This window comes from Streptomyces tibetensis (genome assembly GCF_007655005.1).
Taxonomy (GTDB): domain Bacteria; phylum Actinomycetota; class Actinomycetes; order Streptomycetales; family Streptomycetaceae; genus Streptomyces; species Streptomyces tibetensis.
Genome location: NZ_SZVW01000014.1, coordinates 15,084 through 27,382, shown reverse-complemented (window position 1 = coordinate 27,382; position 12,299 = coordinate 15,084). Strand labels below are relative to the sequence as shown.

Sequence of the window (12,299 nt, the reverse complement as noted above, 5' to 3'; positions counted from 1 at the left end):
GAAGGGGCACACGACACCGCCGTGCGCCCCTTCACTCGTTTTCTTCACGCCGTCGGCAGCCAGCCCACCTTGCCCGCCAGCAGCGCGTATCCGACGAACGCCCCGATGTCGAGCAGCGAGTGGGCCACGACGAGCGGGCCGACGCGCCCCCAGCGACGGTAGAGGTACACGAAGACGACGCCCATCACCATGTTCCCGATGAAGCCGCCGATGCCCTGGTAGAGGTGGTACGACCCGCGCAGAACGGCGCTGCCGGCCAGCGCGGCCGTCGGCGTCCAGCCCAGCTGACCCATGCGGCGCAGCAGGTACCCGATGACGATCACTTCCTCCAGCACGGCGTTCTGGATCGCCGAGAGGATCAGCACGGGGTACTTCCACCACACCGCCGGCAGCGCCTCGGGCACCACGGTGAGGTTGAAGCCGAGGCCGCGGGCCGCCAGGTAGAAGGCGATGCCGGTACTGCCGATGACCGCGGCGATCGCCGCTCCGCGGCCGAGGTCGGGCAGCGGGCGGGTACGGTCGAAGCCGATCGTGCGCAGGCTCGCGCCCTCGCGGAGCAGGAAGTGCGCGACGAGTGCGACGGGTACGAGCGCCGTGGTAATCCCGAAGAGCTGCCAGGCGAGGTCGAGCCAGGGCCGGCCGGGCGCGGCCGAGGCGTTCATCGTGGCCGCCTGGTCCCTGAGGCCGCCCGGCTTGGTGACCGACCCGATGAAGCTGATCAGCGCCGACAGCCCGCTCGCGCCCAGCGACAGCGCGAGGACCAGCAGCGTCTCGTTGCGGAGCATCCGCCGTGAGAGCCCCTGCTGGGGAATGGTATCGCCCACCGGGCTCGCCTCCGCCTGCACACCCGCCTCCACTTCACCGACCTGTCGGATCAGTATGGCGGCAGCGGGATGTCACCCCTGAGGCGGCGTCGGCCCGAGGACACGGCCTCGCGGCGTCGGCCCGAGGACACACGGCCTCGCGACATCAGCCAGCGGCCCTCGGCGTCGGGCACGCGACGTCAGCCCAGCGGCCCTCGGCGTCGGGCACGCGACGTCAGCCCAGCGACACGGGTTCCGGCAGCCCCACAGGCCAGCTGTGCACCGGCTCGCCCTTGTGCATCAGCTCGCGGTAGCGCCGGGTCGTGGCGGCCAGCGCGTCCTCCCGGGAGAGGCCCGCGTCCAGTGCCTTGTGGAAGGTGGCGGCCTGCCAGCTCGCCCCGTTCACCCGGCGCCGGCACCGCTCCTCGATCACGCCCAGGTACAGATCGCGGTCGGCCGGCTCCACCCCCCAGGCGTCCAGCCCGGCTTCGGCGAGCGGCAGCAGCTCGTCACGGATCAGGCTCACCGCGTCGACCTCGGTGGTGCCGCTGTACCGGCCGCGCCGGGGCCAGGTGAAGCGTGCGTCGATGCCGTCCTTGCACGCGGCGTCGAAGTTGGCGGCGGCCGCCTCGAAGGGCAGCCGGGACCACACCGGCCGGGACTCCTCCGCGAGCGCCCGGACCACGCCGTAGAAGAAGGCCGCGTTGGCGACGACGTCGATGACGGTGGGCCCGGCCGGCAGCACGCGGTTCTCCACGCGCAGATGCGGGACGCCGTCGGCGATGCCGTAGACCGGGCGGTTCCAGCGGTAGATCGTGCCGTTGTGCAGGACGAGTTCGGCGAGCGAGGGCGTGCCGCCCCGGTCGAGCACCTCGAGCGGGTCCTCGTCGTCGCAGATCGGCAGGAGGGCCGGGTAGTAGCGCAGGTTCTCCTCGAAGAGGTCGTACGCCGAGGTGACCCAGCGCTCCCCGAACCAGGTGCGCGGCCGGACGCCCTGGGCCTGGAGCTCGGGCGGGCGGGTGTCGGTGGACTGCTGGAACAGCGGGGGCCGCGACTCGCGCCACAGTTCGCGCCCGAAGAGGAAGGGCGAATTGGCGCCGACGGCGATCTGCGCGGCGGCGACCGCCTGGGCCGCGTTCCACACGTCGGCGAAGCGGGCCGGGGTGACCTGGAGATGCAGCTGCACGGAGGTGCAGGCGGCTTCCGGCGCGATGGACTTCGAGGTGCAGCTCAGGTGCTCCACGCCGTCGATGTCGAGGGTGAACTCCTCGCCGCGGGCGGCCACGATCTGGTCGTTGAGGAGGGTGTACCGGTCGACGTCCGAGAGGTTCGACGACACCAGATCGTCACGGTCGAGAGTCGGCAGAATACCGATCATCACGATACCCGCGTCGACCTCACCGGCTTTCCGGTCGGCATATGCCAGCGACGTACGGAGTTCCTCCGCCAGACGGTCGAATACCCGGCCCCCCAGGCGGTGTGGGGGAATGTTCACTTCCAGATTGAACATGGCGAGTTCTGTTTGGAAATCGCGACTCGCGATGCGTTCCAAGACTTGCCCGTTCAACATTTTCGGCATGCCGTCGGCGCCCGCGAGATTCAATTCGATCTCCAGCCCCATCAGGTTCCTGGGGCGATCGAACCGCTTCTCCGCCAGGAGTCGCTCCAAGCCCGTCAGGCACTGACGCAGCTTGTCGCGGTAGCGCTGGCGATCGGACAGGTCGAACCGCCCTGCCACGACCTTCTCCCCCATCGAAGCGTCCCTCCTTGGATGATGCGGGCCGGGATCCGGCCGACGGGGCCCCGGTCAGGTGGAGGATGCCCAGCGAAAGCGATCGATAACGTCCCGGGCGGACCCGGTGACCGCTACGCTGGACGGGTGTGACCGGTGGCACATTCACTCGGCATGACGCACAGCGCAGGTTTCGGGCTCCGGGAACTCGTGAAAAACGCCGACGAGAATGGGCCGACCGGCGTGCGGACATTCATCGAGGTCACCGTTGTGCACCCCCGCATGGAATCGGGATAATTCTCGCGTATCGCCGACCGAATGTACCCTTGTTCTACTCACCGGAAACGGCTAGACGAAACACAGTCTGAACCCGTGTCGTATAAACTCCGCCAACAAGGCAGAAGGCCGGCGCCCACGGTCGATGGGTCCTGCGGTCGAGGCGACGCGGACCCCACCCCCCTCTCGTTCACAAGACCCCGGCCCCTGCCGCTCTGACCCCCGTGAGCAGACAGCGTCGTCCGCCCCCGCCCTCGTGCCACCGTGCCTTTGAATGAGAGGCGACCCACCATGCCGCTGCATGTCCCTCCGGCTCCCGCGCCCGCACTCCGCTCCGTCCTCACCGCCCTCTCCTCTCCCACCGCGGTCCGCGAAGCCCGCACTCCCTCCCTGCTCGGCACCCAGGGACCCGCCACACCCGAGCTGCCCCTGCCCGTGCACGTCCTCGACCACGTCACGGCCGAGGGCGTCTCCGCGACCCGGTTGGCCGGGTGGCGCTTCCTGATCCGCTGTGGCGACCACGCCGTGGCCGCGGCGGAGACCATGCTGACCGCCGACGGCTGGGCCTTCTCCCACTTCTTCGAGGGCCCGTACATCACCTCCACCGAGCGCGCCCTGCGTCAGGCCGAGACGATGCCGCAGCCGTACCAGCCCCGCCTGCTGTCGGTGCCCGGCCTGTACATGCTGACGCTCTGGCTGCACGAGGACTGCTCCTCGGACGGTGCCGCCGGCCACCCCGCCGCCACCGACCTGCTCGTCCCACTCGCGCCGGCGCCGCCCGGCATAGCGGCCCACCGCCCGCACCGCGTCTCCGAACTCCTCCCGGTGCTCACCCATCGAGTGACTCCCACCAGACTTCTCGGATCCATCGCCTGAAGCACCCACGATTCCTCGCACCCCGTCGCCGAATTCCGGCGGCGGGGTCGTTCCTTTCCTGCCGACCGGCCACGGACCGCTCGCACGATCGCATTACCGCTCACACGATCGCTCGTACGAGCGATAAATAGCTCGTACGAGCCGGAATGGGCGTCGGCGCGAGCGGACTAGCCCTATCCGGCCACTGCGAACCACCCGAAGGGACAGCCCAGTTGGGATGAACCGTCCGCGCGGGTGACGCGTCCTGAACCTGTGAGAAGCGGTGCCGCGAAATCCCTGCGGATCGACGCCCGTGGGGCAACACTGGGTTCCGACGACTTATCACAACGGGGGGCGGCCATGAACGACACTTCTAGCCGCGGAACAGACACGACAGCCCACTCGGACACGTCAATATCATCGTCCGTCTCGACACAGCGAAAGATCCCACCCATGTGCCAGCACCAGACCCAGTGCCCCTCAGCAGAATCCGCCGACCGGGAATCCGCCCGTCTCGTGGCGCACCACCCGGAACAGGGATGGAGCCTGCTGTGCAACGGCGTGGTGCTCTTCGAGGACACCGGCGAACTCCTGCCGGACGGCCGGGCCATCGCCCCGCACCGTCCGCTGGCCGGCCAGGTGATGACGGCCGCCTGAGGCCGTCGGCGGGGCGATGACCCGCCGCCCGACATGAGGGGCCGGCCGCAGGACACTCTGCGCCCCGGCCCCGACGCACGCCCGACGGTCGTCACTGACGGTAACTTCCCGCGACGTGGCGTTCCCGGCCCGTACGCCTTCGCCCCGTACGCCTTCCCACGGACGCCCCGTTTCCGGAAGACTCCTGGAGGTTTCGCGGTCACCCGTCGACGGAGGTGGGGCTGGTGGGATCAGGTGGGGCCGACCCCGGGGGCAGGGTCACCATCACGGAGATCGCCCGGCAGGCCGGCGTGTCCGTACCGACCGTGTCCCGGGTCGTCAACGGCCGGTCCGACGTGTCGCCGCGGACCCGGGCCCGGGTCGAGGACCTGCTGCGCCGGCACGGTTACCGCAAGCGTCCCGCGGCCCCCGGCACCCGCGCCGCCCTGCTCGACCTGGTCTTCAACGACCTCGACAGCCCCTGGGCCGTGGAGATCATCCGCGGGGTCGAGGAGGTCGCGCACGCCGCCGGGGTCGGCACCGTGGTGTCGGCCATCCACGGGCGATCCGGCGACGCCCGCGAGTGGATGCGCAACCTGAGGGCCCGCGCCTCCGACGGGGTCGTCCTCGTGACGTCCGCCCTGGATCCGACGCTCCACGAGGAGCTGCAGATCCTCGGCGTGCCCCTGGTGGTCGTCGACCCGGCGGGCTCCCCGGCCCTCGACGCCCCCACGATCGGCGCCGCGAACTGGGCGGGCGGCCTGGCGGCCACCGAGCACCTGCTGTCCCTCGGCCACCGCCGGATCGGCCTGATCGCCGGACCGCCCCGCCTGCTGTGCTCCCGGGCCCGCCTCGACGGCTACCGCGCGGCCCTGGAAGGCGCCGGCATCCCGAGGGACCCGTCCCTCGTCGTCCCCGGCGACTTCCGCCCCGAGTCCGGTTTCACCGCCTGCGGCACCCTGCTCGACCTGCCCGAGCCGCCGACCGCGCTGTTCGCGGCCAGCGACCAGATGGCACTCGGCGCCATCGAGGCGCTGCGCCGGCGCGGTCTCCGGGTGCCGCAGGACATGAGCGTGGTCGGCTTCGACGACCTTCCGGAGGTCCGCTGGTCGGCACCACCCCTGACGACGATCCGCCAGCCCCTGGCCGACATGGGCAAACTCGCCGTGCGCACGGTGCTCCGCATGACCCGCGACGAGCAGCCGGACTCACCACGCGTGGAACTGGGCACCGACCTGGTGGTCCGGGCGAGCACCGCGCCCCCGGCCTGACCTCCACCCCGAGGAACGGCGCCCCACCACCCCCTGTCCGGTGGGGCGCCGCCCGCCCCCGCTACCTCCCCCCGAGCGCCTCACGCAGCGCGAAGTACGCGGGCTTACGCCGCAGTTCCTCGTCCCACGGCAGGGCCGCGCCCTCGCCCGGGAAGAACGCGGGGATCCATGAGTACTTGTCGGTGTAGTCCCACAGCGTGATGCCCACGCAGCGACGGACCGCCAGGCACGCCTCGGTCAGGTCGGCGTACCACTCGGCCTGCCGGTCCAGCTTCTCCTCGGTCGCGGGCAGCTGCATCCGTATGTCGACCTCGGTGAGCGCGGTGTCGAGGCCGAGCCGGGAGAAGCGGCGGAGGTTGTCCTCCAGGGTGGCCGGATAGCCGTACTGCAAGGCCAGATGGGCCTGCAGACCGATGCCGTGCAGCGGGACGCCCGCGGCCTTCAGCTCCTTGGCCAGGCGGTAGTAGGCGTCGCTCTTCGGGCCGACGCCCTCGATGTTGTAGTCGTTGAGGTAGAGCTTGACGCGCGGATCGGCCTGGTGCGCCCAGCGCAGGGCGTCCGCGATGTAGCCGGGTCCGAGCGTCTTGTAGAAGACCGACTCCCGGTACGTGCCGTCCTCGTTGAACGCCTCGTTGACGACGTCCCAGGCGAACACCTTGCCCCGGTAGTGCCGTACCTCGGTCTGGATGTGCTTCTTCAGTACGGCCCGCAGCTCGGGCGCCGTCCACTCCCTGCCCGTGAGCCATCCGGGCAGCTGGCTGTGCCAGACCAGGGTGTGGCCGCGCACCTTCTGCCGGTTGGCCCGGGCGAGGTCGACGATCTCGTCGCCCTCGGAGAAGTCGAACACGCCCTGCTGGGGCTCCGTCGCGTACCACTTCATGCCGTTGCCGGGCGTGATCTGGTCGAACTCGCTGCCGAGCAGGGCCGTGTACGGCCCGTCCACGAGCTCGGGGTTGTCGGTGGCGCTGCCGAAGTAGCGGCCGTGCCGCTGCGCGAGGTCGGCGAGGGTGGACTGCTGGTGCCCCGCCTGGGCGGGTGTGCCGGCACCGATGCCGGCGGCGACCAGGAGCGCGGCGACGGCGCCTACGAGTCTGAGACGGGTGGTGCGCATGGTGCGACTCCTCACGAATGTGGGTGGGTAGAGCCGTACGTTCGCGGCGCGTGTCAGCCCTTGGTGGCGCCGGCGGTGAGGCCGCCGACGAGCTGACGCTCGGCCACGGAGTAGAAGGCGAGGGCGGGCACCATGGCCAGCACCAGATAGGCGAAGACCTTGGCGTACTCCGCGGAGTACTGCCCCTGGAACTGCTGGACGCCGATCGGCAGCGTCCACCACTGCGCGTCGGTGAACACCAGCAGCGGCAGGAAGAAGTTGTTCCAGCTGGTGACGACGGCCAGCACGGAGACCGTGCCGAGCGCGGGCCGCGCCATGGGCAGCAGCACCCGCCAGAAGAAGCCGAACGGGCTGCACCCGTCGAGCGTGGCCGCCTCCTCCAGCTCGCCGGGGATCTGCCGGAAGAAGCCCCGCAGGATGATGATCGTCATCGGGAGTCCGAAGGCGGCCTGCGGGAGGATCACGCCGAGCGGGTTGTCCAGCAGGTCCAGCGAGCGCAGCAGCAGGAACAGCGGCAGGGCCGCCACGGCGAACGGGAACATCAGTCCCATGGTGAACAGCGTGAACAGCGCCTCCCGGCCGCGGAAGGCGAACCGCGCGAAGGAGAAGGCCGACAGGGCGGAGACCGCCACGAGCAGGACGGTCGTGCCGATCGCGATCAGCGTGCTGTTGCCGATCAGCCGCCAGAAGTCACCCGAGCCGAGGATCTGGGTGTAGTTGGACGTGACCCACGACTCGGGCAGTCCGACCGGGTTGCGGGAGAGCTCGTCGGTGGACTTGAAGCCGGAGAGCGCGGCGTAGAGCAGGGGGACGGCCATGACGGCCCCGACGACGACCAGGACGAGGTGCAGGCTCCAGGTCCTCCCGCCCGCACGGGTCTTCTGACTGGCTGTCACTTTCCGTCACCCCGCATGGTCGTGGTGGCCCCTTCGAGGTCGCGCCGCAGGACGAACCGCTGGTAGGCGAGGGCGAAGACGAGGCTGATGCCGAACATGACCACGCTGATCGCGCTGGCGTAGCCGACCTGGTAGCGCTTGAAGCCGTACTGGAACATGGTCACGGCCATGGTCTCGGAGTGGTGGTCGGGGCCGCCCGCGGTGGTCACCCACACCAGGTCGAAGAGCTGGATCGACCCGATGACCGCGAGGAACACGCTGATGCGCAGGGTGGGCGCGAGCAGCGGCAGGGTGACGTTGCGGAACCGCTGCCAGGCACTCGCCCCGTCGATGAGCGCCGCCTCGGTCAGTTCCCTCGGGACGGCCTGGAGCCCGGCCAGGTACAGCATCATGTGGAAGCCGAAGTACTTCCAGGTCATGACCAGGAAGACGGTCGCCATGACGGTGGACGGATCCGCGAACCACTCCCCGCCGAGCCCGTCGAGACCGATCCTGCCGAGAACCTGGTCGGCGAAGCCGTCGTCCGGGGCGAAGATCATGCCGAAGAGGATGCCTGTGATGGCCTCCGACAGGACGTACGGGGCGAAGAACAGCATCCGGTACACCGCCCGGCCGCGCATCCGCTGGTTGAGCAGGACGGCCATGGCGAGCGCGAACGGCAGCTGGAAGGCGAGTGACAGCACCACGAGGACCAGGCAGCGCCACAGGTCGCCGAGGAAGACGTCGTCCTGGAAGAGCCGGGTGAAGTTCTCGCCGCCGATGTAGTCGGAGGGCATGCCGAAGCCGCCCCAGCGGAAGAACGCGGCGTACAGGGCGAAGAGCATCGGCAGCAGCACGAGCCCCAGGAACAGCACCAAGGCCGGGAGTTGGAAGCCGGCCGCGGTGAGCCAGTGCAGTGCGCGTCGCCGGGTCCGCCCCGTGGGCCGGTCCGCGGCCGGGGGCGGGGCACCGGCGCCGGGGCCGGTCCGTTTGTCCGGCAGGAACGTGGAGGTCATCGCCGGCTACTGCTCTTCCTTCGCGGTCTTCGTGATCGACTGGGCGACCTGCCCGGGCGACTTGGAACCGGCGATGAGCGCGGCCACGCTGTCGTTGACCTCTTGGCCGACGGCGGGTGCGTACGCCTGGTCGAGGTAGAGCTGGAAGCCGGTGGCGGCCTTCAACTGAGCCTGCACGGCCTTGATGTTGGGGTCGGCGATGGCGCTCTCGGCCGCCGGGACCACGGGCAGCACACCGGTCTTCTTGACCAGCTCGAGGTCGGTGGCCTCGGACGCGAAGAACTTGAGGAAGTCGACGGCCTCCTGCGGGGCGCCCCGGCGCAGTGCGTGCCCACCCCCTCCGCCGAACACCTCGGCGATGGCGCCCTTGCCGCCCTCGACCGCGGGGAACGGGAAGAAGCCGAGGTCCTTGCCGAGCCCCTTGCCCGCGTCGGCCTGGACCGTGGGCGCCCACTGGCCCATGAGTTCCATGGCCGCCTTGCCGTTGCCGACGGCGGCGGCCTGGCCGGTGGGCGACGAGTAGGCGGCGCCGAGGAAGCCCTTCTGGAACGGCTGCAGGGCGACGAGTTCCTTCAGGTGCTCGCCCGCCTCGACGAAGGGGGTGCCGGTGAAGTCCCTGTCGTCGTAGGCCTTCTGCAGCGCCTCGGCCCCGGCGGTGCGCATGGCGAGGTAGGCCCAGTAGTACATGCCGGGCCACTTCTCCTTGCCGGCCAGGGCCAGGGGCGTGACCTTGGCGGCCTTCAGTTTGCGTACGGCGTCGAGGAAGCCGTCCCAGGTGGTCGGCGGCCCGGCGATGCCGGCCTTCTGAAAGAGCGCCTTGTTGTACCAGAAGCCGATCATGCCGATGTCGAACGGGATGCCGTAGGCCTGGTCGTCGAACAGGTACGGCTCCCTGGCGACGGGCAACAGGGCGTCGCCCCACGGCTTGGTCCGGTCCGTGAGGTTCTCGACGAGCCCCGCGTCGACCTGCTGCTTCAGCACGCCGCCGCCCCAGGTGTGGAAGATGTCGGGCAGCTTCCCCGAGGCGGTCAGAGCCGTCATCTTCGACTTGTAGGCGTCGTTCTCCAGCTGAACGATCTTTACCTTGACCTTGGGGTTCTGTGCCTCGAACTTCCGCGCGAGAGCGGCCCAGACGGTCTTGGACGGCTCGGTGGTGGAGATGTTCCACCACTCGATCGTGGTCGTCCCGGACGCCCCCCCGTCCGAGTCCCCGCCGCATGCGGTCAGTGCCGTCATCCCCAGACCGGTCGCGGCGGAGGCCGCCAGGAAGCCGCGGCGGGACAGTGCGGGGTCGCCCATCATGCGCTCCTCGAATGTGTCGAAAGTTTCGGATCCAAATCAGAAAGCTTCGCTGCTGCCGCACCCTAGAGACAGCGGATAAACGGTGGCAACCCCTTGTACGAGGTGAATCTCTCGGCAGTACCGGAACCTGACGCGGATGCGAAACATTCGATTCACCGGACGAACGTTACGAAGTCGACTGTGCCGTGATCACGCAGGGTGTCCGCCCGCGAGCCGACGAGGGAGCACCTCCCCCTTCGCGGGCAACGCCGTCCGAGCGCGCTCAGCTCGTCTTTTGGAGCCTCGACCGGACCGGCCATCAGTCTTAACGGAAGCTTGACGCGGTCAGCCCCTTCACCCGTGGGCCATGGCGTCACGCTCCGCTTACGCTGATCGGGCCGTCCAGTGATGGCCGGAACCACACTGAGCCGCACGATCGGGAGCACGTCGATGGCCACCACCGAGCACCCGGCACCGAGCCGTCCGGAGCCTTCCCCACCCAGCCGTCTGCGCGCCTGGATGCTGGAGGGCCTGTCGGACATGGGCAAGGGCGGCGGCCACACCGGGCCGCATGCCGAGCCGGAGCCTCCGCACCGGGGTCAGCGCTGGTGGCGGGTGATGTGTCTGACCGGCGTCGACTACTTCTCGACCCTCGGATACCAGCCGGGCATCGCGGCCCTCGCCGCCGGACTGCTGTCGCCGATCGCGACCATCGTCCTGGTCGTCGTCACGCTGGCGGGCGCGCTGCCCGTCTACCGCCGCGTGGCCGAGGAGAGCCCCCACGGCGAAGGCTCGATCGCGATGCTGGAGCGGCTGCTCTCCTTCTGGCAGGGCAAGCTGTTCGTCCTGACCCTCCTGGGCTTCGCCGCCACCGACTTCCTCATCACCATCACCCTGTCGGCCGCCGACGCCTCCACCCACCTCGTGGAGAACCCTCATCTGACGAGCGTGCTGCACGACAAGCAGATGCTGATCACCCTGATCCTGGTGGCCCTGCTGGGCGCGGTGTTCCTCAAAGGCTTCCTGGAGGCGATCGGCGTCGCCGTCGCCCTCGTCGGTGCCTACCTCGCGCTGAACGCGGTCGTGGTGGTCGTCGGCCTCTACCACGTCCTCACGGCCGGTCATGTGATCACCGACTGGTCGAGCGCCCTCACCGCCCAGCACAGCAACGTCTTCGCCATGATCGGCGTCGCCCTGCTCGTCTTCCCGAAACTGGCCCTCGGCCTCTCCGGGTTCGAGACGGGCGTCGCCGTGATGCCCCACGTCAGGGGCGATGAGGACGACACGGAGGCGCGTCCGGCCGGGCGCATCCGCGGCACGAAGAAGCTGCTCACCACGGCCGCCCTGATCATGAGCGTCTTCCTGATCACGACCAGCTTCATCACCACCCTCCTCATCCCGGAGAAGGAGTTCGAGGCGGGCGGCCAGGCCAACGGCCGTGCGCTCGCCTACCTGGCGCACCACTACCTCGGCAACACCTTCGGCACCGTCTACGACGTCTCGACGATCGCCATCCTCTGGTTCGCCGGCGCGTCCGCCATGGCCGGTCTGCTCAACCTGATGCCGCGCTACCTCCCCCGCTACGGCATGGCGCCGCACTGGGCCCGCGCGGTGCGGCCCATGGTCATCGTCTTCACACTGATCGCCTTCCTGGTCACCTGGATCTTCGATGCCGACGTCAACGCCCAGGGCGGCGCATACGCCACCGGTGTGCTGGTCCTCATCAGCTCAGCGGCGATCGCGGTGACCATCGCCGCCCGAAAGGCCCGGCAGCGGAACTGGACGATCGCCTTCGCGGTGATCTCCGCGGTGTTCCTCTACACGACGGTGCTCAACGTCATCGAGCGCCCGGACGGCGTGAAGATCGGTGCCTGCTTCATCGCCGGCATCATCCTGGTCTCCCTGTTGTCGCGCCTGGCCCGGGCGTTCGAGCTGCGCGTGACCAGCGTGACCCTGGACGACATGGCCGAGCGCTTCGTCCGGGACATGGCCAGCCGCCGGATGCGGTTCATCGCCAACGAGCCCGACCGGCGCGACATCGCCGAGTACCGCGACAAGATCGAGCAGATCCGGCACGACAACGACGTGTCCGGCCAGGAGGACTTCGTCTTCGTCGAGGTGACGGTGACCGACCCCTCCGAGTTCGAGGCGGGCCTGACCGTACGCGGCGAGGTGCTGCACGGCCGCTACCGCGTCCTGACCCTGGAGTCGTCCTCCATCCCCAACGCCCTGGCCGCGCTGCTGCTGCACATCCGCGACGCGACCGACCGGACCCCGCACATCTACTTCGAGTGGACCGAGGGCGGGCCCTTCGCCAACTTCCTGCGTTTCTTCCTGTTCGGCCAGGGCGAGGTCGCCCCGGTGACCCGCGAGGTCCTGCGCGAGGCGGAGCCGGACCGGAAGCGGCGGCCGAGGGTGCACGTGGGGTGAGCCGGGCCCGGGC

At 69.7% G+C, this 12,299-nt stretch carries 10 protein-coding genes; 4 read left to right on the top strand and 6 right to left on the bottom strand.

What is annotated here, in order from left to right; genetic code table 11:
- Window positions 1-44 precede the first annotated feature (44 nt).
- Together FDO69_RS23725 and FDO69_RS23720 are read right to left on the bottom strand one after the other, a co-directional pair.
- Window positions 45-845 (bottom strand): CPBP family intramembrane glutamic endopeptidase, encoded by an 801-nt coding sequence (locus tag FDO69_RS23725; RefSeq protein ID WP_104782080.1) that lies wholly within the window; start codon window positions 843-845, stop codon window positions 45-47.
- 193 nt (window positions 846-1,038) lie between these two features.
- Window positions 1,039-2,556 (bottom strand): glutamate-cysteine ligase family protein, encoded by a 1,518-nt coding sequence (locus FDO69_RS23720; RefSeq protein WP_104781871.1) that lies wholly within the window; start codon window positions 2,554-2,556, stop codon window positions 1,039-1,041.
- Between the two features lie 546 nt (window positions 2,557-3,102).
- Between FDO69_RS23720 and FDO69_RS23715 the strand changes: the two genes are divergently transcribed.
- The 3 genes from FDO69_RS23715 (at window position 3,103) to FDO69_RS23705 (ending at window position 5,573) form a co-directional block, all read left to right on the top strand.
- Window positions 3,103-3,687, top strand: a complete 585-nt coding sequence (locus tag FDO69_RS23715; RefSeq protein ID WP_104781870.1) for a hypothetical protein — start codon at window positions 3,103-3,105, stop codon at window positions 3,685-3,687.
- A 432-nt stretch (window positions 3,688-4,119) separates the two neighbouring features.
- Window positions 4,120-4,323 (top strand): DUF5999 family protein, encoded by a 204-nt coding sequence (locus FDO69_RS23710; RefSeq protein ID WP_033307435.1) that lies wholly within the window; start codon window positions 4,120-4,122, stop codon window positions 4,321-4,323.
- A 224-nt stretch (window positions 4,324-4,547) separates the two neighbouring features.
- Complete coding sequence (locus tag FDO69_RS23705) at window positions 4,548-5,573, top strand: LacI family DNA-binding transcriptional regulator (protein WP_234388058.1); 1,026 nt, start codon at window positions 4,548-4,550, stop codon at window positions 5,571-5,573.
- Window positions 5,574-5,634: 61 nt separating this feature from the next.
- Here the strand turns inward: FDO69_RS23705 and FDO69_RS23700 are convergent, their stop codons facing one another.
- The 4 genes from FDO69_RS23700 to FDO69_RS23685 all read right to left on the bottom strand — a co-directional run bounded on the left by FDO69_RS23700 (window position 5,635) and on the right by FDO69_RS23685 (window position 9,874).
- Window positions 5,635-6,684 carry an endo-1,4-beta-xylanase gene (locus FDO69_RS23700; RefSeq protein ID WP_104781868.1) on the bottom strand — a complete coding sequence of 350 codons (1,050 nt, stop codon included), beginning with the start codon at window positions 6,682-6,684 and terminating at the stop codon, window positions 5,635-5,637.
- 53 nt (window positions 6,685-6,737) lie between these two features.
- A complete protein-coding gene (locus FDO69_RS23695; RefSeq protein WP_234388078.1) occupies window positions 6,738-7,502 on the bottom strand; it encodes a carbohydrate ABC transporter permease in 765 nt (254 codons plus the stop codon).
- 74 nt (window positions 7,503-7,576) lie between these two features.
- Window positions 7,577-8,575, bottom strand: a complete 999-nt coding sequence (locus tag FDO69_RS23690) for a carbohydrate ABC transporter permease (RefSeq protein WP_104781867.1) — start codon at window positions 8,573-8,575, stop codon at window positions 7,577-7,579.
- 6 nt (window positions 8,576-8,581) lie between these two features.
- On the bottom strand, window positions 8,582-9,874 hold the full coding sequence (locus FDO69_RS23685; RefSeq protein WP_104782078.1) for an extracellular solute-binding protein: 1,293 nt from the start codon (window positions 9,872-9,874) through the stop codon (window positions 8,582-8,584).
- A gap of 432 nt (window positions 9,875-10,306) precedes the next feature.
- On the opposite strand from FDO69_RS23685, the gene FDO69_RS23680 reads away from it, so the two are divergent.
- A complete protein-coding gene (locus FDO69_RS23680; protein ID WP_104781866.1) occupies window positions 10,307-12,286 on the top strand; it encodes an APC family permease in 1,980 nt (659 codons plus the stop codon).
- The last annotated feature ends 13 nt before the right edge of the window (window positions 12,287-12,299 follow it).

Bases quoted from the DNA above. Each gene is read 5' to 3' on its own strand.
- FDO69_RS23720 (WP_104781871.1), bottom strand. From the start codon at position 2,556: ATGGGGGAGAAGGTCGTGGCAGGGCGGTTCGACCTGTCCGATCGCCAG.
- FDO69_RS23715 (WP_104781870.1), top strand. From the start codon at position 3,103: ATGCCGCTGCATGTCCCTCCGGCTCCCGCGCCCGCACTCCGCTCCGTC.
- FDO69_RS23710 (WP_033307435.1), top strand. From the start codon at position 4,120: ATGTGCCAGCACCAGACCCAGTGCCCCTCAGCAGAATCCGCCGACCGG.
- FDO69_RS23700 (WP_104781868.1), bottom strand. From the start codon at position 6,684: ATGCGCACCACCCGTCTCAGACTCGTAGGCGCCGTCGCCGCGCTCCTG.
- FDO69_RS23695 (WP_234388078.1), bottom strand. From the start codon at position 7,502: ATGGCCGTCCCCCTGCTCTACGCCGCGCTCTCCGGCTTCAAGTCCACC.
- FDO69_RS23690 (WP_104781867.1), bottom strand. From the start codon at position 8,575: ATGACCTCCACGTTCCTGCCGGACAAACGGACCGGCCCCGGCGCCGGT.
- FDO69_RS23685 (WP_104782078.1), bottom strand. From the start codon at position 9,874: ATGGGCGACCCCGCACTGTCCCGCCGCGGCTTCCTGGCGGCCTCCGCC.
- FDO69_RS23680 (WP_104781866.1), top strand. From the start codon at position 10,307: ATGGCCACCACCGAGCACCCGGCACCGAGCCGTCCGGAGCCTTCCCCA.